The sequence below is a fragment of the Novosphingobium sp. 11B genome (assembly GCF_054589055.1).
Map to the genome: position 1 here is coordinate 17,595 of NZ_BAAILP010000323.1, position 22,089 is coordinate 39,683.

The following is a 22,089-nucleotide window of genomic DNA, read 5'->3' on the forward strand; positions in this document are numbered from 1 at the left end:
CCAGCGGTAGCTGACGCTGCCGCCGAACGTGCGCGGCTTGTTGTAGCGGACCGAAAGCGGATAGCCGGCCTGCTGGAACTTGAGGACCTCGACCTGCTGGTCGGTGAGGTTGCGCACGAACAGCGCCACCTGGACTTGGCCGACATCGACGCCCGCGCGCGCGTTGACGTTGTCGAAGTCGGACATCGGGATATAGGGCGTCGCGATCGTTACCGTGTCCTGGCCGCCGCCGCGCTGGCCCGAATAGCTCAGGTTGACGAAGCCCTTGACGTCATCGGTGATCGGCTGCCTGAAATCGATGCTGGCCGACATCGTCCAGTCGGGGATCTGGGCGACCGTCGAACCCTGGACCGGCAGGCCCGAGACGTCGGTGGGGACGTCGTGGAAGCGCGCGCGCTGGTTGGCCGCGTTGAGGCCGATCGAAAGCCTGCCGGTCCCGACGGCGAAGCGCCCGTCGAGTGCGACCTCGAAGCCGCGTGCATGGATCGTACCGCCGTTGACGTTGAAGATCTGCTGCGCGGTGCCGCAGGCATTGGTGACGGTGCAGCCGTCGTTGATGCTGGTGATGGCATCGGTGGTCCGCGACAGATAGGCCGAGGCCCGCACGAAGACGGTGTCCAGGATGCTCGACTTCACGCCGGTCTCGTAGCTCACCGTGCTTTCGTTGTCGTACGTATCGACGAAGGGATTGGGCGCGGCGTCGTTGAACGTGCCGTTATTGACGGCGCCGGCCCGGTAGCCGGTTCCGACTTTGGCATAGAGGAGCGTGTCGGAAGCATCGGGCGTCTTGTAGCTGGCCGTGAAGGTCCAGGTCGGCTGGTCCGCCTTGAACGAGAATGCCGTCGGCGTGCCCACGACCCGGTTCGTGTAAAGCGAATAGACGGTCAGCGCCGAGCGTTTGTAATCGTGGGTGAAACGCCCTTCGCCGGACAGCGTGACGGGACCCAGCGCATATTGCAGCGAAGCATAGGCGGCGAAGGAATTGACGCGCTGGCGGGTGTTGTTGTCGGTGCCGAAGGCGTTGGGGAAGGGCGTGGGGCAGTTGGTCGAGGTCGGGAGCGGCTTGATGCAGACGGGCTCGGTTGGCGTCCCGGTGCACAGGCTGCTGCCTAGCCGGAACACGCAGGGGGAGGTTGCTGCCGTACGGCGATAAGTGTCGCGCTGGACAAGGCCTTCCGCGCCTACCAGCCATGTCAGGCGCCCGCCGTCGGCATCGCCGGCCAGATGCAGGTCCTGGTAGAACGTGCGGTCCTTCACGTCGGTCGTCGTCTGGCCGAAGGGATAGATGCCGAGTTGCCCGGACTGCTGCAACGCGATCTCGGTCGCGAGGTCGACGGCAGCCGCGAATTGCTGACTCGAGCGCCAGCGTGTTCCCATCGTCGTTGAGGTCAGCTTGGCCCAGCCCAGGTCGTAATCGGCCAGCAGCATCGCCCGCTGGACCTTCTGCTGCAGGCCGTCCTGGCCGCTGTGCGGGATGGTAAAGCGCGACTGCGTGAACCCTTGTGGCAACTGGGCGTTCACGCCGCCGCCCGGGACCACGAGGCTGTTGACGAAGCTCGGCAGGTCGAGGTCTTGCGCATCGAGCAGCAGGGTGACGTCGAGGGGTCCGGAACGATAGCGGATCTGCCCGCGCGCGGTCCAGCCGCTGGTCCGGTCGTAGTACTTGCGGTTGGTGGGGTCATAGTAGAACCCCTTGGACTGGCCATAAGTCTCCGCCCCGATCCGCACCGCGATATCGTCGCTCAGGCGTTGGTTGACGACAGCGGCCAGCCGGTTCTGGTTCGATTCCGCCGTGAAGGTGTCGCGGACATAGCCGGAGTTCTCGAACCGGGGTTTGGCCAGGACGATGTTGACGACGCCGAATTCCGAATTGCGTCCATAGAGGCCGCCCTGCGGGCCCTGGAGTACTTCCACTCGTTCCAGGTCGAAATAGTCGAGCGTTTTGAAATTGCGGCCACCCAGCGTGCTGCTGCCGACATAGGCGCCGTTGACGAACAGCCCCACGCCCGAATCCGCGCTGGTCGCGCGCTGCGTGCCCGATCCGCGGATCGAGAGTTCAGCGAGGTTTTCGGAGGCGACATCGTTGAACCGGACGCCAGGCGTCGTGTTCAGCAGGTCTGCGGTGCCGACGACCGGGCCCTTGGCTTCGAGCTGTTCGGCCGTGACCGCCGCGATGGTGCCGGGCACATCCTTGATGCTTTCCTCCCGCCGCCGCGCGGTGACGGTGATGTCGTTGCTGTTGCCGCCTTGGGACTGCTGCGCCGCGTCGGTCTCGACGGTTTGCGCATATGCCGGCGTGCCTGCCAGCAGCGCCAGGCCTGCGGTCGTGACGAGCAAATTCCCCATTGCACCCCGTTCCATCACATTCACTACCAAATCAGTTGACTAAAGGTGTAATCCGCATATCGCCTGACAATGTCAAATTTATTGTACGACAATTTTTAATTGTGATCCGGACAATCGAACTTGCAGCGCACCGGGTCCGGCCATAGATTCAGGCGGCCGACGAAGGGCGCCGATACCTGTCGCAGAAAGATATTTGCTTGAACATCAACGCTATCCAGCCTGACCCGGTGCCCACCGCCGACCATGTCGCCGAGGCCTTGCGCCTGCGCATCCAGCGCAGAGAGATCGCGCCGGGCGAGTGGATCCGCGAAGCGAAGCTGTGCAGCGAGTTCGGCATCGGTCGTTCGGTCGCGCGCCGCGCGCTGCGCACGCTCGCGGATGACGGACTGATCGAGCTGGAAGAGAATCGCGGGGCACGTGTCTCGGAAACCACGGTCGAGGAAGTCTTCGACCTCTACGAAGTGCGGGCGGCGCTTTACGGACTGGCTGCCCGTTTCGCCTGCCTGCGGGCCTCGGACGCCGCGATTGAACAGATGCTGGTCAAGATCGACCGGCTCCTCCTGGCGGCCGACCAGGGCGCCGCCGCCGAGGAAATCATGGACATCAGCGAAGCGATCTTCACCGACATGACCGCCAACGCCAGCGCGGACGCCCAGCGCATGATCGAAGCCATCCGCCGCAAGACACGCTGGCACTTTTCCTACGTGGCCCTGGCGATCAACGCGAACGGCAACGGCCCTTACATTTTCTGGCATCATATCCGCGCCGCGCTGGTCGCGCGCGATGCCGAAAAGGCGGCTCAAGGGGCACGCGGGCTCATCAATTTCATGCAGGACGCGGTATCTCGCATCCTGCTTGCCCGCGGGGTCGGTCGAACTTCGGTTTCCTTGGCGAGAAAATGACGATGATAGTGCGCACCATGGCCACGAGCTTGCTTGCGGCGGCCGGCCTGCTCTTCGGAGCCCCCCTCCCGCACGCGCAGACACCTCCACCAAGTTCAGGCGGCGAAGCGAAGGACGTCCCGCCCGGGCCGATGCGCGATCTCGTCGATTACGTGCAGGCGCAGCGCACCACCGGCTTCCTCGTCATCCAGGACGACCACGTCGTTGTCGAGCGGAACTGGGCCGCACCGGCTGCGGACAAGGTCTTTGCCTCCTTCGCCTACGAACGCTCCGGGGACGGGGCGCTGCTGGAAGATGTCGCCTCGGCACAGAAAAGCTTCGTGTCGGTGCTGGTCGCGATCGCCATCGACAAGGGGCTCATCGATGTTGAAAAGCCCGTCTCCGCTTATCTGGGTCAGGGATGGTCCAAAGCCTCGCCCGGGCAGGAATCGGGCATCCGTGTGCTCGACGTCCTCACCATGAGTTCGGGACTGGATGAGCGGTTCGCCTATGCCGCGCCCGCAGGGACACGGTTCTTCTACAATACCCCCGTCTACGCCGTCACGAAGCGGATATTGGCGGCGGCATCCGGCCGGCCGCTCGAGGCCATTACCCGGGACTGGCTGACGGAGCCGGCGGGCATGAGGGACACCGCATGGCGCCAGCGCCCGCCGGCGCTTGCCGGCGTGGGCAATGCCACCGGTCTCGTCACCTCGCCGCGCGATATCGCGGCATTCGGTACGATGATCCTCAAGGGTGGTATCGGCGCCGAGGGCAGGCGGGTGGTGTCGCAGGCAGGGCTCAAGGCGATGCTGACGCCCTCGGCGGCCAATCCGGCCTATGGGCGGTTGTGGTGGCTGAACGGGAGCGCCTATACGATCCGCGCCTCGGGCAGGAACGAGGGGCCACTGGTCCCGGCGGCGCCAGCCGACATGGTCGCTGCCTTGGGCGCGCTCGACCGGCGGCTTTACATCGTTCCTAGCAGGCGCCTGATTGTCGTGCGGACAGGTGCGGCCGCTGCCGACAATGATTTCGACCAGAAACTCTGGTTGCGCATCATGGCGGCGCTTGGATTATGATCCGGCCGGTGCGCGCAGGGGTAGCAGCTTGAGGCAGCGGCGAGGCCGAATATTCATGCCGTGATGCTGGGAGCGAGGCCCTGGGCATCTATTTTTTTGAGAAGACTTCCAGGCGGCCCCCGGCGACCATCGAGCGGTGATCCACGTTCATTGCCGGCAAGGGGGTGCCGTTCCACCGTGCCGCGAGGCTCGGGCCGTCGTTGCTGACCCGCTCGATCGTGATCCGACCACCTCCTTGGGGATGAATGACGGAATTCGTGAAAGCCGGGGCGGTGATCAGATATTCCGGCTTTCCGGGCGTGACGGGATAAAGGCCGAGCGATGCCCAGACGTACCATGCGGCCATGCCTCCGGCATCGTCGTCCATGCCGTCAGCATAGCCCCCCGGAGAGAGCGCGAAGCTGCGGCCGTGCCATGGTGCCGGGCGCTTGCCCGCATTCGTGTACCAATGGTCGATCGGCCGGTTCAGGATGCCGTAGATCAGCGTCGCCGTCTTTTGCGGCTGTCCGCTCAGCGCGAACAGGAACGGCGCCTGGATGTCGGGCTGGTTCGTCATGTTGAACAGGCCTTCATCGAAGAAGCGATCGAGTTCGCGGTTGAACCGCGTCCGGCCGAGTTGCTCGTCGATGAGCCAGTCGAGGTCGAACACCGGCGCCCAGCGATATTGCCACAAGGTGCCCTGGTACAGGCCCCGCGCCTTCACGATGTCGAAGTCGGGTGCGATGGTCTCGAACTCTCGCTTCCAGGTGGTGCGATAGCGCAGCGACCTTTCGCGCAGGCGTGTCGCCAGCGGTTCATCGCCCAGATCCTGCGCGAGTTCGGCGGCGGCCCAGGCATCGTAGGCCGTCTCGATCTGCTGGTCCGGCGCCGTGTTCGGCAGGGCGTCCAGTTCCTTGACCATCAGCGGGAGAACCTCGGCGGCATCGAAGCCGCCGATGCCCTTGCGCCGGAAATCGAGCAGGGCCACCCCGGCATGTTCGGTCCGCACGGTGATGAACGGCTCGTGCTGGGTGGCCCATTGTGCCTTGCCGGCGATGTAGAGTTCGGCAAGCGAGGCGGCGATGTCAGCCGATCGGTCGCGATCGAGCAGTGCTATCAGCGGCAGTTGCGTGCGGTAATTGTCCCAGACCGCCCAGCCCGCATAGCGGTGGTGCCCGCGTGGGACATGGTGCAGCGTGCCGTCCGAACGGCGATAGCGGCCATCCGCATCGTCGATCCGCGCCGGAGTCTGCAGGACGCGGAACAGGTGGGTGTAGAACAGCCGCGCCCGCTCGTCGCTTCCCGGGACTTGCACCCGGCCCAGTTCCTGCGCCCATTCCTGCCGGGCGCGCTGCTTGACCTGCTCCAGCGAAAGGCGCGCGACGCCGGCTTGCAGCACTTTGCGGGCCGAGCGCGTATCGACCACGGATAGCCCGGTGCGCAGCTCGATGCGATCTCCCGCAGTCACGGGCAGATCGAAGGCGAGCCGGTCGTTGCCCAGCGGGATGGCCACGGTCTTCACTGCCTTGCCGTTGCGGCGCAGCGTACTTGCGAACGAGAGATGGTAGACGCCTTGGTCGCATACGGTACCTGCGGACATGCTGCCGCGCAGGTCGCCCGCCTTGCGGCGCTCCCACTGCGCGCTGCGGCGTCTGGTGTAACTGTGGCGCGGGTCGAGGATGACCCGGACGGTGCCTGCGCGCGGCATGGTGAAGCGCGAAAGGCCCACTGCGCCCACGGCCGCAAGATCGGCGCGCACGCCGCCGCCGTAGCTGACGCCGTACCACCCGGGGCCGGCCTGCTCGGACGCCTTGTCCATGGCCCATGGCCCTGCCTCGCCGGCATAACCGACCGAAACGAGCAGATCGCCGCCGCCGCCGCTGCATCCCACTCCGACCGCGCGGGTATGCGAGAAGCCGGCGAGCTGATTGGCGTCGTAGTCGTAGCCTGCGTGCTGGGCAGGAACGGTATCCGGCGAGAGCTGCACCATCCCGAACGGTCCGGTCGCTGCCGGCGTCAGCTGCCCGTGGTCTCCGGCAGTGCCGACGAAGGGATCGACCATGTCGACGGGCGCCGGGGCTTCGTCGGCCAGGCAAGGCACCGGAGCCGACAGCAATCCCAAGGATACGGCAAGAACGGCGTTTCGCTGGCGATCCAGCACGGACGAGGAAATCGACGTCAAGGAGTGCTCCGAAACAAAGAGAGCGGGACGGCTCGGCCCATGGCCTCGTAGCCGGCATCGCCGGGATGCAGGTGGTCGCCGGAATCGTAGGCGCGCACGACCATCGGCGGGTTCGATGTATCGCGCAGGGCGGCGTCGAAATCGATCACCGCGTCGAATTCGCCGCTGCTGCGGATCCAGGCGTTCGCAGCCTGGCGGGTGGCCTCCATTTCAACGGTGAAGGCCTTCCAGCCGAAGCCCGGGGTGATCGTCCCGCCGTAGATGCGGATGCCTTTGGCGTGAGCGGCGGCGATCAGCTTGCGGTATCCGGCGATCAGGTCTTCGGGGCCGACAGGGGGCTCTCCCGGCAGGGTGGCGCGCCAGATGTCGTTCACCCCTTCCAGAACGATCAGGTGGGTGACGCCCGGCACCGAGGCCACATCGCGCTCGAAACGCTCGATCGCGGCGGTGCCGCGTCCGGCGCGCAGCAGACGGTTGCCGCTGATGCCCATGTTGACGACGCCGCACCCTTTGCCGGCGCCCTGATCGATCAGTCGCCGCGCCAGAACGCCGGGCCATCCGCGCCAGTCGGCGCGGGTGCCGCGCGCGCCTTCGGTGATGGAATCGCCCAGGGTCACGATGGTGCAAGCGGCGGCGGGCTCATGGACCGCCATTTGCGTGACCAGCGGGCGCAGTTTGACGGCCTCCAACCGTTCGCCGCGCGCATCGACCGGTCCGGGCGCAAAGGCGGCCGGGAAGCCGGCATTGCCGGCGACGGTGGTGCTGGGGGCCGAGGTCACGATTTCGACGATCAGGTCGTCGCCCGCCCGGACCGCAAGGGTCGCCGGGCGCGTATCGACGATCTGCCCGCCGGCGATCGGCGCGGTGACGCCGAGCGTGACGGGGGTGCGGCTCGGCTCGTCCAGCGCGAAGCCGTCCTTTTGCGCGGCGCGCGCGATGGAGATGGCCGCAATGGACAGCGGCGCCGCGCCTTCCGGGTTGGTCAGCACCAGTCGCAGCGCATCGCCGGACTGGCTGGCGCGGATACGGTAGCGATAGGTGCCCGCCGGGTTCTCGCCGCTGACCGTCCGCGTCGCAGGGGAGGTGGCATAGCCCCATGCGCCGCCCCATTCAGTCGGCGCGGATGCCAACGCGGGGGCGGCAATGACGGCGGCGAGCAGGGCGGCTATGGCAAGCTGCTTCATCGTCCCGCCCCTCAGAACTTGAACCGCAGGGCAGCGGAATAGACCCGGCCCTCGAAATAGACGCGGTCGGTGAAGGCCTTGCTGCCCCAGTATGCGCGCTGCGGGCGGTTCAGCAGGTTGGTGCCGTCCACCGTCAGCGAGAGATTGCGGTTGATGTTGTAGGTCGCCGAGGCGGCCAGCCGCGAGATCGGATACCAGTTCAGGTTCTTGCTCGGATCGGTAAGGTTGTAGCTGAGGGTGAAGTCGCTGCGCCACGACCATGCCACCTTGGCGCGGAAGCGGCCGTCGTCGTAGAACAGGCTGGCGTTGTAGCTGTGCCTGGAAATGCCCGCCGTCTGCCCCTTAAACGCGGCGGTGGCGTCCGTTGCCGGCAGGTCCTGTTCGGATTCGATGTAGGTGTAGTTCGCCGAGGCTCCAAAGTGGCGCAGTGCGCCCGGTGCGAAATCGAAGAAGGTGTTCACGCCTACTTCGATGCCCTTGATATAGCCATCGCCCGCGTTGACGAACTTCGTCACGTCCACCGTGCCCAGCGCCCCGGGGATCGCGTTATCCTCCACCGTCGTCTTGACGATGTAGCCCTTCACGTCGCGGTAGAACCCGGCCAGCGATATCGAACCGGTACGGCCGAAGTAGTATTCCAGCGACAGATCCCAGTTGGTCGAACGCACCGGCTTGAGGTCCGGATTACCGGCGGTGGCGATGCCCGTGTAGTCGCCCGAAGCGGTCTGGACCTGCACCAGGGCGACCGTGGGATTGAGGTTGGAGAAATCGGGGCGGCTGAACGTCTTCGTCCAGGCGCCGCGCAGCTGCAACGCGGGCGTGAAATGCACGACCGCGCTGATCGCGGGATCCACGTCGAGGTAATTCTGGCGACCATGGATCGGCTCGAAGCGCGTGATCGTGCCGCCGGTGGTCGGGGTGTTCTCGCGGATGCTCTGGGTGCCGTCGATGGTCAGCCAGGTGTTCACGACGCGCAGGCCTGCGACGCCGTCCACCGGGATGCCGGCCAGTTCGAAGCCGTACTTGAACTGGCCATAGGCGGCGAAGCTTTGTTCCTTGCCGTCGAAGGCATTGATCGGATCGTAGGCGGGGCGGCCGTTGTCGGTGAAGTAGCCGGGCTTGAGCGTGCTGACGTAATTGTTCAGCGCGATCACGTTCGCTTCGCTGTCGAGGTAGGTCGCATCGTAGCCGACCCAGCCCGTGGGGATCGCCGCATCATCCCCGCCGGGACGGCGCGACAGCACGCTCGGCGTGGCGCCGCCGGGAAACGCGGACATCGACAGCTTGAGAGAATTCAGGTCGACCAGATTGGTCCCCGAGCGGTATCCGGCCGTGCGCCGGGCATAGCGAAAACCGGTCTTGAAGGAGCGGAAGAAACCTGTCCCGGTGTCCAGGTCCAGGTCGGTGCGCCACTGCAGGCCCTTGCCCTTCTGGCGCTCGCGCATGTCCGAATAGGCGCGGACGTGGAACTGGTTGATGTCCCCAAGGTCCACCGAGGGGTACGAATAGGACAGGCCGCCCCACTTGCCGTCGCTCTGGAACGTGGCGTCGATCGTCGGCGCCTGGTTGAACCCGAGCAGGAACAACTGCTGGTCGGTTTCGACGCGTGAAGTGGTGTAGACCGCGCTGGTCGTAAGCGTGGCGATGCTCGACTTGAAATCCGCCCCGAATTCGACCTGGGTGGTATCGAGCAACTGGCGCGTATGGTTGGAACGGGCGCCCGAATTGGCGGTCGCGGTGAAGCTGGCGCTCTTGACGATATTGGTGCCCTCCACCAGTTCGACATCGCGCAGCACCGTGTTGGCGGCGATGTTGGTCTGAAAATCGGTGTCGGTATAAGTGTTGTCGTCGGTCACGTGGGTGGCACGCAGATACATCCCGAAGTTGTACGCGGGGCGCCACTGGATCTCGCCGGTCAGCACCGGGCGCTCGTAATGGCCCTTGGGGTTCTTGGCGAGGATTCCGGTCGGCAGGCTGTATCCGGCGGCAGTGGTCTGCGGTCCAAGGCTCTCGCGATAGGATTCGTAGTAGTCGCGGCGGGTGTAGCTGGCGTTGACCATCACGCCGATCTCGCCCGCGCCGGTGTCCCAGTTGCCGGCGACCAGCACGTCGCCGTTGTACATCGGCTTGTCGGCCTGGTCGTCGTAGCTGCCGCGCACGGTCCCGGCGATGCTGATGCCTTTCTTGAAATCGAGCGGCTGGCGCAATTGCACGTCCACCGCGCCGCCGATCCCGCCCTCGATCAGGTCGGGCGTCAGCGCCTTGTAGACTTCGATGGAGCGGATCAGCCCGGCCGGGTAGCTGTTGAGCAGCGTCCGGCGCGACGAGCCGGTATAGGCTTCCTGCCCGTTGATCATCGTCACCACGCTGGAGATGCCGCGGATGGTGATGGCCTGGCCTTCGCCCCGGTTGCGGAAAACCTGGACGCCGGGCAGGCGTGCCAGCGCCTCGGTCGCACTGTTGTCGGGCAACTGGCCGATGTCCTCTGCGGCGACGGCGTCGACGATGGCGTCCGACTTGCGCTTGATGTCGCGCGCGGTGCTCAGGCTGGCGCGAAAGCCGGTGACGACGATGTCGTCCGCGGCGGCGGCATCGCTGGGGACGGCCGGGCGCGCCTCGCTCAGCTTCACGCGGCGCAGGACGATCCGGGCACCGTCGTCGGCGGCGATTTCCAGCCCGGTGCCGCCGATCAGCAGCCGCAGCGCCGCGCGCGCATCCATGCGGCCCTTGACCTGGCGGCTGCGCAGCCTGTCCAGCCCTTCGCCCGGCGCCACGATCTGGACCTGCGCCTGCCGTCCCAGCGAGGCGATGGCGCTTGCCAGGGCCTGCGCGGGAATGTCGAACTGGCGCTCCTGCGCTGGATTGGCCTGCGCTGGATTGGCCTGCGCTGGCTTGGCCTGGGCAAGCGCGGGACTGGCGATGGCGCAGGCGATGACGGCCATGGCGCAGCCGGAAACGAACCTCGAATGCATGTGTAACGATCCCCACCAGCGGCGCATCTGCCGCTTTCGAGGGCTAGATGCGGGCCGGCCGACGATCCTCCACTGCGATCCGATTTTATTTTGCGGAGAGGATGATCGTGTCGTCATCGCGCGTCACGCGCAGGTCGTGCGCCAGCGCGGCAGCCTGCGCGAAACCCGCCGGATCGCTGGTGGAGAAAATGCCCGCGACCTTGAGCTGCGCCACCCGCGGATCCTCGATCACGATGTGCCGGTCGGAATAGCGCGCATACTGCCTGGCCGCGTCTGCGAGGGTCAGGCCGGTCAGGTCCATTTCGCCGCGCTGCCACAGGCCTAGCCGGTCGACTTCGCCCGCCGAAAGCTGCTCGCGCACGATCGGGCCGTGGGCCGGAAGGGCGATGCGGTCCCCGGCGGCAAGCAGGACGGGCGGCGAAGTGCCGGTCCGCACTTCCACGCGCCCTTCGCGCACTGTGACCGCGACATCGCCGATGTCGGACAAGTGCACGAGGAAGCTGGTGCCGATCACCCGGATGCGCACGGCGCCCGCCTCGACGATGAACGGCCGCGCGGGGTCTTTGGCCACGTCGAAGTTGGCCTCTCCCGCCGACATGGCAATCCGCCGCTCGAGCGGCTGCATCGCCACCGACACCTCGGTTCCGGCGTTGAGCGTCACCGCCGAACCGTCCTGCAGAGCGGTGCGGCGCACGGTGCCCTTGTCCGCCGTCAGCGTCGTGCTGCCGGTCAGGCGGTTCAATCCGACCGCCGCCAGCAGCGATGCAGCGATAGCGCCTGCGGCCCCGCCCAGCCACAGTCGCCTGCTGGCGGCGCGGCGCGCCGGGGCAACGGACGTGTCCAGCGGCGTCGAGGGTTCGTGCTCCGGAATCTCCCGGTCGACGCCCAGCGCGACCGCACGATCGAAATAGGCGTTGGCGGCCATGGCCCGCGCGAAGGCGCCCGCGTGGCGCGGGTCGGCGGCGACCCAGGCGTCGAGTTCCGCCTCGTCTTCGGAATCCAGCGTTCCTGCATCCACGCGCAAGGCCCATTGCGCGGCGCGCTCGTCAAGCGCGTTCACGCTGTCGGGATTGTTCACCGGTCTCGCTGTCGTTTCGCTGGTCACGCGGACTAGATGCCGCATTGCGCCCATTTCCGCCACGCCCGATTGTATTCGTCAGGATCGCCAGCGCCTTGACCATGTGTTTCTCGACGGTGCTTTGCGCGATGCCCAGCGTGTCGGCTACCTGCCGCTGGCTGAGCCCGTGGATCTTGCGCAAGGTGAAAACCTCGCGGCAACGATCTGGCAGGGCCGCGATCGCGGCGGATACCTGCGAGAGTTCCTGCCGGTCCGCGACGACCCGCTCCGGGCTGGGCGCGTCCTCCGGAATGTCGAGGGCTTGCGCGTTCGCCTGGACGTCGATCGTCACGATCCTGGCCCGGCGCAGGGATTGCAGGACGACCGACTTGGCGACCTCGAACATATAAGTGCGCGCGTTGCGGATGTGGTCGACATGCTCGATCGAAGCGAGAATCGCGTAAGTCTCCTGTACCACGTCATCGACTTCCAGCCCTGCCGAAGCGGCGCGCGCGCTCAGCCACTGCCGCAAGGCAGCTTCGTGCGGGAAGACATTGCGTCCCAACCAGGCAGCGCGTTCTCGGGAAAAGGACATCGCAGCAGCGACTATCGGCTCTCGATGACAGTTCCGATACAGCCACGACGATCTGCAAAAAAGGTGTTCGCCGCATGGAGGATATCCGTTCCTCTCGGCATCTATCCAGCGATCCTTCCCGGCGGCGGCGATGCTTGCCTGCCGTGATGGATCGATTTTCCCTCTCGCTATGGACAGGTGGATCGATGCTGAAGATCACGAAACGGCTGCAGCAGCCATTCTGCGCTGCGCTGGTTGCCCTTCTGATGACGGCGACGCCCGCGCAGGCATGGACGCGTACCGGGCATGCGGCAATTGGCTTTGTCGCGGAAGCCAAGCTCAAGACTGACAATCGCGCCGTGTGGAATACGATTTCCGAACTGCTCGACGGAGCCGAATTCTACGACGAAGCCGTGGCCGGCTGGGCGGACGACGTGCGCGAATCCTATCCCAACCTCATCCACACGGTCCGTATCCCGGTTCTGGGCGCTGTACCTCAGGCGTCGGATCCCGCCTGCATTGCCGATCAGCCCGCAATCAGCTGCGCCGACAAGGCGATCGCTTATTATGCCGGCATCCTCAAGAACACCGCCAACAGCAGGCAGCAGCGTCAGGAAGCGGTGAAATTCCTGCTCCACCTGGTCGGCGATCTTCACCAGCCCCTGCATGGTTCCGAGCCAGGCGGCGCACAGGACAAGGTGCTGATTCCGGGCGGAGTGCTGAATGTGGACGCAAACGGCGCCGCAACGACCACCGATGTCCATTCCGTATGGGACTACGCCATCGTCAAGAAGCACGGCCTGACCGCGATCCAGTTGGGCCGGCAGCTCTGGGACGATGCCTCGCTCGCGCCGCCCACCGGCCTCACTCCGCGTGACTGGGCCGTGGAAAGCCGCAACCTGTCGAAGAAATACATTTTCATCGATCCGGTAACGCCCAGCGCAAACGATGCCTACAAGGTCGTCGCCTGCGGTGGTCGGACCGGCATCACCTGCCCATCCGCCGCCAAGACGCTTCCTGCCGACTACGAGACGAAGAATTACTACCTCGCATCATATCGGCTCAAACAGGCGGGACTTCGTCTGGCCGAACTGCTGGTGAAGACGCTGGGCTCTTGATACCGACATGACATGATTTCCGGCTCGTCTGCGAGCTGGAAATCCCCCTGATCGATCCCAGACCGGTGTGGCTGGTCTGAAGTTTGCGTGATGGCCCTGGGGCTGGTCGCTGGCTACATTGAAGAAAGAGCCATATCCGGCAAGCAATTGAGCGACGGGAGGTGCCGACCCTTGTAAGACGCTCAGGGTGCAAATCCTGATCCCCAAGTGCGGAAGGTCCGGTATTCCGGCAGGTGTCGACCAGGGCCGGTTGTTCGCCGAGCAGTTGACGATCTCGCAGCGATTGTCGCGGTTTTGGGCTACGCGATTAACGATGAGGCGTTTAACCGTAACCCAAGGTGAGCGGTAGACCGCGGAATGAACGACGTGCCCGTAAGCGACGGGAGAGTCGATTGGATCTATCGAGCCTCTCGCGTGGCGCGCGATGAGAAGCGTCAGTTCGCAATCGGAACAAGCGCGATCGATTGGTGTTTGTTATGGATAGAAGATAATCTGCCGATGCTGCCTTTCGCACCGGTGCCGCCGACCTTATCCGAGGCACCGGCGTCCAATCTGGAGCGGCGAATGAAGATGGTGGAATCGAGCGTGAGGAATGCCAGCCCAATTGCTGCTCCCGTGGCGGTCTCGACTAGCCGTCAGGTTGAGAACAACGCAACAATCGCGGAGCGTCTCAATGCGAGCGTCGGCCCCGGTGTCGGCACTCCGATGGTTTTCGCGCACGGCTTCGGTTGCGACCAGAATATGTGGCGTAACGTCGCGCCCGCCTTCGACGCCAGCCACCGCACGATCCTGTTCGATCTCGTCGGGGCCGGCGGTTCCGATCTGGGAGCCTATGATCCGGTCAAATATGCGACGCTCGACGGCTATGCCGAGGATGTCGTCGCGCTGGCGCGTGAACTCGGTATCGAAAACGGCATTTTCGTCGGCCATTCGGTCAGCGCGATGATCGGTGTGCTGGCGGCTCGCCAAGCCCCCGAGCTGTTCGATCGCCTCGTGCTGGTCGGCCCGTCACCGCGCTATATCGACGATGGCAACTATGTCGGCGGCTTCACCGAGCCGCAGATTCTCGAACTCTTAGAGTTTCTCGACTCCAATCATCTCGGTTGGTCGCAAGCGATGGCGCCGATGATCATGGGCAATCCGGATCGTCCCGAACTCAGCGAGGAACTGACGGCAAGCTTCTGCCGCACCGATCCCGATATCGCCAAGAGCTTTGCTCGCACGACCTTCCTTGCCGACAACCGTGCCGACCTAACGGGTATCGAGGCACGCGTGCTCATCCTCCAATGCGCCGAGGATGTGATCGCGCCAGTCTGCGTCGGCGAATATATGCGCGATGCCATTGTCGGCAGTGAACTCGTCATGATCGACGCGACTGGTCATTGCCCCCATCTGAGCGCGCCCGCCGAAACGATCGCGGCGATCAAAGCCTTTGTCTGAACCGACGCGCCGGATCGTGACGCCCGTAACGCCCCCGTCTGGTGCTCCGATCGAAGATTTCGAGGATCTCTTCGAGAACGTACCGTGCGGCTATCTTTCGACCGACGGCAAAGGCCGGATCGTGCGCGCAAACCGGACGTTCGCCGACTGGATGGGTAGCAGCACCGGGTCGTTCGAAGGGCGGCGCTTTGCCGATCTGCTCCCGATCGTCGGCAAGGTGTTCTATGAGACCCATCTGGCGCCCTCGCTCCACTTGCAAGGGAAGATCAGCGAAGTCGCACTCGATCTCGTCCGCACCGACGGGACCAAGATGCCCGTGCTGCTCAACGCGGTCGAGCGACCCGGCACTGAAGACCGACCGACCTTCATTCGCTTCACCATCTTCAAGGCTACCGAGCGCCGGCTCTACGAACAGGGCTTGCTCGCCGATCGCAACTCTGCGCGGGCGGAGGCCGTAGTCGAACGCGACATCTCGGAGCTGCGCGACCAGTTCATAGCCGTGCTGGGGCACGATCTGCGCAACCCGCTGGCCTCGATCGCGAGCGGCTTGCGGTTGCTCGACAAGGAGACGCTCAGCGCTCGGGGGCAGAAAGTGACCACCCTTATGGAAGGCAGCGTCATTCGCGCCGTCGGCCTGATCGACAATGTTCTCGACTTCGCACGCGGCAGGCTCGGCGGCGGACTGACTTTGGTGCGCAACACGAACGAACCGCTTGAGCCGACCCTGCGCCAGGTCGTCGGCGAGCTGCGCTCGGTGACGCCCGAGCGCACGATCGAAACAGGCTACGACCTGATGGAGCCGATCGACTGCGATCGCTCGCGCATCGCTCAGATGCTGTCCAACCTTGTCGGTAATGCTGTGACCCACGGAGCGGCCGACCAGCCGATCCGGGTCGTAGCGAAGACGGAGGCTGGATTCCTGGAGATCAGCGTCGCCAATGGGGGCGAGCCTATTTCGGACGCAGCGCAGGCGCGCCTGTTTCAACCCTTTTTCCGGGGTGAGCTGGGTCCCAGCCGCGAGGGCCTTGGCCTGGGGCTCCACATAGCCTCGGAGATCGCCAAGGCGCATGGCGGCACGCTGACGGTCGCGTCTGATGCGGCGGAAACCCGCTTCACATTCCGGATGCCGCTTTCGGGCTGAATCGGCCTCTATCGAGAAAAGCGGGGTCTTCTTGGGGCCGAACCACCCTCTGAAGCATTTAGTTAGTCCGCGGCTTGTCCCGAGCATGACGGACAGGAGAGCCGTGATGCCAGCAGATGATAATCAAACCGTCCTCGTTGTCGAAGACAATGTGCTCGTCCGAATGCATGGCGTCGACATCCTGGAGGATGCCGGCTTCACCGTTCTGGAAGCCGAGACCGCCGATGAGGCGATCATTCTGCTTCAGGGGCAGCAGGACGTGCATCTCCTGTTTTCAGATATCGATATGCCCGGCAGTATGAATGGCCTCGAACTGGCTCAGCTGGTCCGAGACCGCTGGCCAAGGGTTCGCCTTCTGCTTACGTCCGGCCATCACCACATCGAAGGGAACGCACTCCCGGAGCATGGCCGGTTTGTCCGCAAGCCGTGGACCCGCGAACGGCTCATCGCGACGATCCAGGCGACGTTGGATGCCGGTGCCTGATGCCGCGGTGGGCCGTGAGGGCGGCGTGATGCCGGGCTGGGACCATGGGCGGTGAAGCTGCACATCCGACATGAGACCCGCTATCGCTACCGGCAGCCCGTCGAGATCCTCCCGCAACGCCTGTTGATGACGCCTCGCAGCGGCCACGAGCTGACGCTGCTGCAATCGTCGCTTCGCTGCACGCCGGACGCGGCGCTGGCCTGGTCGCAGGACGTGTTTGGAAACATGATCGCGACTGCGAGTTTCAGGTCACCGACTGACGAACTCGTCATTCTCGGCGAAATGGAGGTCGAACAATGTGCGCCGGCCTGGCCGATCCTGTTGATCGACCCCGCCGCCCATCGCTATCCGTTCGCTTATACGACCGACGACCTTCGCGACCTAGGTAGTTTGGCGACGACCACGGCCGTCTACGATCGGCTCGCGGCCTGGGTTGCAGGGTTTGTCGCAGGACCTGCGACCGACACGCTGTCGCTCCTCAAGGATCTCAATGCCGGCATTCTCGGTTCGGTCGCCTACCGGGTACGCGACGAGGAAGGCACTCAATCGCCCGACGAAACGCTGGCGCTTGCCAGCGGATCATGTCGTGATCTTGCAGCTCTGTTCATCGAAGCCGCGAGGCATCGCGGTTTCGGCGCCCGCGCGGTTTCGGGCTATCTCTATGATCCGGACGTTATCGCTGCGGACGGTGGTGCAACGCACGCCTGGGCGGAAATCTTCCTGCCGGGCGCGGGTTGGGTTGCCTTCGATCCAACCCATCGACGCATGGGATCGGCGCAGCTCGTGGCGGTCGCCGTTGGTCAAAGCAATCGCCAGATCATGCCGGTCACTGGCGGCTATGTCGGTCATCCCGATGATGCTCTTGCAATGAGCGTCAGTGTAAAGGTCCGGGCCATCTAGACAGCAACGGAGCGGTCGCCGACCGTAGGTTCAGCGAGACGCAATGAGGGATTACGAGGGCAAGGCCTCCTCATAGGCGCTAACTCAACGCCCCTTTCCTGCCGACGGCGCGGCCCGCAGTCACAGCCGTCGGGTCGGCAGCCGACCAGATTTTGCCGTTCCCCCCTAACGGCGCGAACGTCCGGATCCGACAGAAGCCACCTACCGAGCGTCATAACACTGCCGGACAAGAAGCGCCCAGCTGCGGCCTTTCCGCAGAGCGCGACACGCTACCGAATGGTCCGGTCGCGTCCCGCGAGCGTCGCGAACACGATCACGAGCGTACTTGCGACGATGAGCAGCGTCATCGGTGCGGTCCAGCCGCCAGTCGCATCGTGAAGCACGCCGACCAGCAGCGGTCCGGTAGCAGCACCGGCATAGCCGATGAACTGTGCCATGCCGGATAGGGCGCCCGCCTGATGATGGTCGCGTGTGCGCAGCGCGAACAGCGACAGGCTCGTCACCATCGCGATACCAGCGCCGAGCCCCGCCGCGATGAGCCAGAGAAGCGACAGGTCAGGCCGAACGAGCAGCCCCGCGGTGCCGACAAGAAGGCAGGCGCCGCATACGAAGCCGAGCAGTCGCTGATCGGCGAAGCGCCGGATCAGTGAGGCGCTGCCGAGATTGGTCGCGACCGCCACCACCTGATAGGCGAGCAAATATACACCGGCAGTGCCTGCGGAGACGTCCGCTTCACCCACATAGGAGGCGAACCAATCGACGATCGCGTAGAACACCAGCGAGTGGAGCGCAAAGAAGAGCGACACCTGCCAGCCGATCGGATGTCGCCAAGGCGATACCACCGGAGTACTGGAAGAAGCCGCAGCGAAATGGTGCTGCCGCCCACGCATCTGGGGCAACCAGACGATCAGCGTCACGAGCGACAGCAATGCCCACGCGCCGAGCGACCAGCGCCAGTCTGCGAAGGGCAGTCGCGCGATCGGCACCGCCAGCCCTGCGGACAGGCCCGCCATACCCGCCATCGCCGCGGCGTAGAGGCCGATCATGCCGGCGGCACGGTCGGGGAAGTCGCGCTTGACGAGGCCGGGCAGCAGGACGTTGCCAAAAGCGATGCCGGCGCTGAGCAGGATCGTGCCGATCCACAGACCGGATGGCAGCCATAGCGAGCGGAGCAACGTGCCCACCAGGATGGCGCCCAGCGCGGCACCGAGGATGAGTTCGAGCCCGTGGCGACGGCCGACGCCAGGCGCGATCAGCGAAAGGACCGCAAAGAGCAGCAAAGGAAGCGCGTTCAGCAAGCCAGCGGCGGCGCCGTCCAGATGCAACGTGGTCTGGATGTCGGTAAGCACCGGTCCAAGCACGGTGATCGGCGCACGCAGGTTCGCGCCGATCAGGACGATGCCCGCAGCGAGGACAAAGCTTGAACGGCGAACGGAGGATTCAGTAGGAGGCAGCATCGATCAACCCGGCACAGCACGAGGCACACCTTAACGGGGAGGCTTCGTGATCGTGGTGCGTTGGTTGACGTTAACGCTTACGCGAGCAGCCGTGTCGACCGGCTCGTCTGTTGTTGCAGGTAGGTATGTCAGATGACCGCGTCAACAAGGACGCTCTCTCATTCGGTGGTTTGTCGCGGCGGACATCGGAATCTACCGACAGCCGAAGAGCATCGATAAAAAGGTATATATACCGCAGAGAGGCGATTGGGCCGCCCCTTTCCCCGTGCTCGATCATTTTCGAGATGGCCGCCATCGACCAATGCCAGTCCTTCATCGGTGTTGTGCCCGCGCCTGAAAGACGACATGCTAAGGTAGTGGTGCTTTCATGATCTGGGCGCACTGGCTCGAGATTTCTCGGAGGATATCGTGGAGCTTACCCGCCGATCCCTACTGGCGCTGGCTGGAGCTTCACTCATCCCTGTAGCGCCTCTCCGCGCGAGCGATGGGATTTCAGTCCCCTCGGTTGAGCGGCTCGAGCTAACCGTATTGATCGACAGCACAACCGGCGTCTTCGGTATGCCCATCAGTCGGCCCGACCTCCATGTCATGCCTCCGCCGCTTACCGCCGACTATCGCACAGCTTTCGCCGGCCAATGGGGCTACTCAATGCTTGCGGCCGCGTCCACTGGTGGGAAGTCGCACAAGATTCTGATTGATTTCGGCTACACGTCGGCGGCGCTGCTAAACAATATGCTGCTGCTGGGGATCGCGCCCGAGACGATCGACGCGATGGTCCTCAGCCATGGCCATTATGATCACTTCGGTGGGTTGGAGGGCTTGCTGGCCGGTGGGAAGGTCCGGCGTGGTACGCCGCTGTTCGTCGGCGGCGAGGAAGCGTTCTGCGCGCGCATCCGGGGCACGGACCCGGATGGCCCCTCGTTCGGGGCTATCGATCTTCAGGCTATCCGAAATGCCGGACTGGATCTTGTCGTTTCGGGAGAGCCAAAGCTCGTTGTGGGATCCGGATTCACCACGGGCAAGATCCCGTTTGTATCTGCCGAGCATCCGCGTGTGCCCACTGGCATGCTCCCGGGGCAGAATTGCGATCGCGCGCTGCTCGATCCGGCCAAGCGCGACAAAACCTTCGTGGTTGATGACGCCGAGCATGAGCTTGGTACGGTCTTCAATGTAGCGGGACGCGGACTGGTGGTGATCGGGTCGTGCAGCCATCGTGGTATCATCAACACGGCACGGCGTGCGCAGGCGGTATCGGGTATCGATAAGATCCACGCGATCGTCGGCGGTTTCCATCTTATTCCGCCGCAAACCCGCGATCAGGCGCTGGCAACGCTCACCATGATGCAAGCCTTGGCTCCGGACTACGTCATTCCCGGCCATTGCAGCGGAGAGGCGTTCATCTCTGCCGCAATGGCGGCAATGCCGGAAAGGGTAATTCGCTCGGTTGTTGGAACGCGCTACATTTTTGGTATCTCCTGACATTTGCCGCGAGCAGCAGGTTGGTCAGCCCGCGACCCTTAGCGGCCGTTCAGTCACCGATTTTCCGATCCCAGGTGCGGACCGACCGCATTGCACTTCGAATGCTCAATTCTGATCATGAGGCGATCGTCAAGTTTAGAGCGATGCTGCTGCTTGGCCGCTATTTCCATCATGTCGTCTCCCGTCCAGCTTGCGCTTTTCCGATCCGTTGGGTTGATATCGGGCCTCGGCAACGAAGCCGACAGATACTGCATATCTGATCAAAATGCGCGGCTAGGCAAGCCGGTGGAAACTCCGCCTAGACCCTACTTACCCGAAAGGTAGATCGGGTTGGAATAGAACCACAAGTCGCGCCAGGGATCCTCTCCAGCGACATCAGACTCTGGTTCACCCTGCCGCGTGCTCGTGCCGCGAACGCGCAGATAGGTTGTTTCTTCCGAAACCTTCATTCGCAGAGATACGAGCATATCTTCGCCATCTGTCCGAAAGTCACGCGACGTGAAGCGTCTGACGATCCGGGTACTGTCGTTGTGGTCACCCTTACCGCCCGAAGCCCCTCCTGCGATCAGGTCGAGGTGATCGACTTTCGGGATTTGCCCACCGGCATTCGGAGTGCGCACGGGACGGAAGCGAATGGAGATATCGAGTTCGTCACCGTCGCGTATCGCCAGCGTTTGCCCCATGGTCGCGGTCCTTGGCGATGTCGGTCCGGCTGCCGCCTTGACGTCTAGTCGGTCGATCAGATTGCCGGTGGCGGCGAAAACGCGCCCATTGCGCAGGCCATCGAGTATGTCCGAAGCGTTCGGCTCGGCAAAAACCCAGGTCTTGGAATACTCCCCCGGCCAGAAGTCCGCGCCGCCCTCACGCCAGTGACCGTGTGAATCCGAGTTGGCGGTAATGGTCCAATGCAGCCCTCTCCCGAGAAGCGTATCCCAGGCACCGCCCAGACGGGCGACCATCTGGTCGAAACCACCCATGGTGCGGAAGCCGCCATACAGGCCGCGAGAGCCGTGCGCCTTGTCCTTGCCCGTTTCCGGTCTACCAGCCTGATGCCCCGGCGCGCCTTCCATGCCGGATACGACATTCGGCGCGGCCTTCTGCCACGCCTGATACTCTGCAGGCGTGTGCAGGCCCCATTCGCCATAGCCGGTCGCCGTTCGGGAGGGATGGTTGGCGATGAGAACCGGCGGGACGGGCAGTCCGGCCATGTATCGCAACGCTTCGATCATCCTCGCCTTGGTATTGCGTGAGGGGTCGGCAGGAAACGCCTCGCGCTTGCCGAAGCGGGATTCGATATCCCGCAACGTGGCGCGCTCGGTCGCATCGGTTGGGAGGATTAGGCTTGCATGCTCGCCGCCGGGAACGTCGAATTCCATGCCGTAAAACAGGACCACGTCCGGCACCGCCTTGCGTGCCGCCACGACATCCGGCCAGGCACGATCATGGTTGAGCGCGGAATGCCTGGGGCCTCCATGGTCCGTGGTGACCATCCAGTCCAGCCCGAAGCGGCGCGCCATCTCCACGTTCTGCAGGGTCGTATGGGAAGAATCGCCGCCGATCACGGGATCCTGCAGGTGCCCGGGATGTTCGGGATCCGCTTCGTAGCGGGCGCTGTAGATGCTGTGCACATGATGATCGCCCGCCAGCCAGCGCCGTTGGCTGGGTTCATCGGCATAGGCCGGCAAGGCATGTAAAAGAACAATCGCCGAGGCAAGAAGCCGTCCTGAACGCATCATCGGTCGCGTGGGCTTTCAATGGGAATACGGGCACCGCGCCGAAACTTCGGCACGATGCCCGCAGGTCAATTGGGGAACGG

General features: G+C 64.4%; 16 protein-coding genes. 8 read left to right on the forward strand and 8 right to left on the reverse strand.

Annotated features, from left to right (window positions below; translation table 11 throughout):
* Positions 1-2,346 (reverse strand): TonB-dependent receptor (locus ACYPYD_RS26570; RefSeq protein ID WP_459666686.1); only part of this gene is annotated, 2,346 nt, incomplete at its 3' end.
* 227 nt (positions 2,347-2,573) lie between these two features.
* On the opposite strand from ACYPYD_RS26570, the gene ACYPYD_RS26575 reads away from it, so the two are divergent.
* Together ACYPYD_RS26575 and ACYPYD_RS26580 are read left to right on the forward strand one after the other, a co-directional pair.
* Entirely contained in the window at positions 2,574-3,248 is a 675-nt protein-coding gene (locus ACYPYD_RS26575; protein ID WP_459666852.1) for a GntR family transcriptional regulator, read from the forward strand.
* A gap of 131 nt (positions 3,249-3,379) precedes the next feature.
* Positions 3,380-4,306 (forward strand): serine hydrolase domain-containing protein, encoded by a 927-nt coding sequence (locus ACYPYD_RS26580; RefSeq protein ID WP_459666688.1) that lies wholly within the window; start codon positions 3,380-3,382, stop codon positions 4,304-4,306.
* Positions 4,307-4,394: 88 nt separating this feature from the next.
* On the opposite strand, the gene ACYPYD_RS26585 is transcribed toward ACYPYD_RS26580, so the two are convergent.
* The 5 genes from ACYPYD_RS26585 to ACYPYD_RS26605 form a co-directional block, all read right to left on the reverse strand.
* Positions 4,395-6,467, reverse strand: a complete 2,073-nt coding sequence (locus tag ACYPYD_RS26585; RefSeq protein ID WP_459666691.1) for a glycoside hydrolase domain-containing protein — start codon at positions 6,465-6,467, stop codon at positions 4,395-4,397.
* Positions 6,464-7,651 (reverse strand): SGNH/GDSL hydrolase family protein, encoded by a 1,188-nt coding sequence (locus ACYPYD_RS26590; protein ID WP_459666694.1) that lies wholly within the window; start codon positions 7,649-7,651, stop codon positions 6,464-6,466. The genes ACYPYD_RS26585 and ACYPYD_RS26590 overlap by 4 nt, the downstream gene beginning before the upstream one ends.
* An 11-nt stretch (positions 7,652-7,662) precedes the next feature.
* Positions 7,663-10,623, reverse strand: coding sequence for a TonB-dependent receptor (locus ACYPYD_RS26595; protein ID WP_459666696.1), 2,961 nt, complete (start codon positions 10,621-10,623; stop codon positions 7,663-7,665).
* 85 nt (positions 10,624-10,708) lie between these two features.
* Positions 10,709-11,683: a FecR family protein gene (locus tag ACYPYD_RS26600; protein ID WP_459666700.1), complete on the reverse strand. Its 975-nt coding sequence runs from the start codon at positions 11,681-11,683 to the stop codon at positions 10,709-10,711.
* Positions 11,670-12,245: an RNA polymerase sigma factor gene (locus ACYPYD_RS26605; RefSeq protein ID WP_459666703.1), complete on the reverse strand. Its 576-nt coding sequence runs from the start codon at positions 12,243-12,245 to the stop codon at positions 11,670-11,672. Before ACYPYD_RS26605 ends, ACYPYD_RS26600 begins: the two co-directional genes overlap by 14 nt.
* A gap of 215 nt (positions 12,246-12,460) precedes the next feature.
* Here ACYPYD_RS26605 and ACYPYD_RS26610 point away from each other — a divergent pair, with 215 nt between their 5' ends.
* The 5 genes from ACYPYD_RS26610 (at position 12,461) to ACYPYD_RS26630 (ending at position 17,337) form a co-directional block, all read left to right on the forward strand.
* On the forward strand, positions 12,461-13,372 hold the full coding sequence (locus tag ACYPYD_RS26610) for a S1/P1 nuclease (RefSeq protein ID WP_459666707.1): 912 nt from the start codon (positions 12,461-12,463) through the stop codon (positions 13,370-13,372).
* Positions 13,373-13,729: 357 nt separating this feature from the next.
* Entirely contained in the window at positions 13,730-14,812 is a 1,083-nt protein-coding gene (locus ACYPYD_RS26615; RefSeq protein ID WP_459666708.1) for an alpha/beta fold hydrolase, read from the forward strand.
* Positions 14,805-15,953 carry a PAS domain-containing sensor histidine kinase gene (locus tag ACYPYD_RS26620; protein WP_459666710.1) on the forward strand — a complete coding sequence of 383 codons (1,149 nt, stop codon included), beginning with the start codon at positions 14,805-14,807 and terminating at the stop codon, positions 15,951-15,953. The genes ACYPYD_RS26615 and ACYPYD_RS26620 overlap by 8 nt, the downstream gene beginning before the upstream one ends.
* A 106-nt stretch (positions 15,954-16,059) precedes the next feature.
* Positions 16,060-16,437: a response regulator gene (locus tag ACYPYD_RS26625; RefSeq protein WP_459666712.1), complete on the forward strand. Its 378-nt coding sequence runs from the start codon at positions 16,060-16,062 to the stop codon at positions 16,435-16,437.
* Between the two features lie 51 nt (positions 16,438-16,488).
* Positions 16,489-17,337 (forward strand): transglutaminase family protein, encoded by an 849-nt coding sequence (locus ACYPYD_RS26630; protein WP_459666714.1) that lies wholly within the window; start codon positions 16,489-16,491, stop codon positions 17,335-17,337.
* 269 nt (positions 17,338-17,606) lie between these two features.
* Here the strand turns inward: ACYPYD_RS26630 and ACYPYD_RS26635 are convergent, their stop codons facing one another.
* Positions 17,607-18,794, reverse strand: coding sequence for a CynX/NimT family MFS transporter (locus tag ACYPYD_RS26635; protein WP_459666717.1), 1,188 nt, complete (start codon positions 18,792-18,794; stop codon positions 17,607-17,609).
* 528 nt (positions 18,795-19,322) lie between these two features.
* Here ACYPYD_RS26635 and ACYPYD_RS26640 point away from each other — a divergent pair.
* The gene (locus ACYPYD_RS26640) at positions 19,323-20,273 is read left to right on the forward strand and encodes an MBL fold metallo-hydrolase (protein ID WP_459666719.1); all 951 of its coding nucleotides are present in this window, start codon (positions 19,323-19,325) and stop codon (positions 20,271-20,273) included.
* Positions 20,274-20,578: 305 nt separating this feature from the next.
* Here ACYPYD_RS26640 and ACYPYD_RS26645 read toward each other — a convergent pair whose 3' ends face one another.
* A complete protein-coding gene (locus tag ACYPYD_RS26645; protein WP_459666720.1) occupies positions 20,579-22,009 on the reverse strand; it encodes a CehA/McbA family metallohydrolase domain-containing protein in 1,431 nt (476 codons plus the stop codon).
* Positions 22,010-22,089 lie beyond the last annotated feature (80 nt).

Coding starts and splice junctions, on each gene's coding strand:
- ACYPYD_RS26615 (WP_459666708.1), top strand. CDS start 13,730: ATGAACGACGTGCCCGTAAGCGACGGGAGAGTCGATTGGATCTATCGA.
- ACYPYD_RS26590 (WP_459666694.1), bottom strand. CDS start 7,651: ATGAAGCAGCTTGCCATAGCCGCCCTGCTCGCCGCCGTCATTGCCGCC.
- ACYPYD_RS26610 (WP_459666707.1), top strand. CDS start 12,461: ATGCTGAAGATCACGAAACGGCTGCAGCAGCCATTCTGCGCTGCGCTG.
- ACYPYD_RS26635 (WP_459666717.1), bottom strand. CDS start 18,794: ATGCTGCCTCCTACTGAATCCTCCGTTCGCCGTTCAAGCTTTGTCCTC.
- ACYPYD_RS26580 (WP_459666688.1), top strand. CDS start 3,380: ATGCGCGATCTCGTCGATTACGTGCAGGCGCAGCGCACCACCGGCTTC.
- ACYPYD_RS26645 (WP_459666720.1), bottom strand. CDS start 22,009: ATGATGCGTTCAGGACGGCTTCTTGCCTCGGCGATTGTTCTTTTACAT.
- ACYPYD_RS26625 (WP_459666712.1), top strand. CDS start 16,060: ATGCCAGCAGATGATAATCAAACCGTCCTCGTTGTCGAAGACAATGTG.
- ACYPYD_RS26595 (WP_459666696.1), bottom strand. CDS start 10,623: ATGCATTCGAGGTTCGTTTCCGGCTGCGCCATGGCCGTCATCGCCTGC.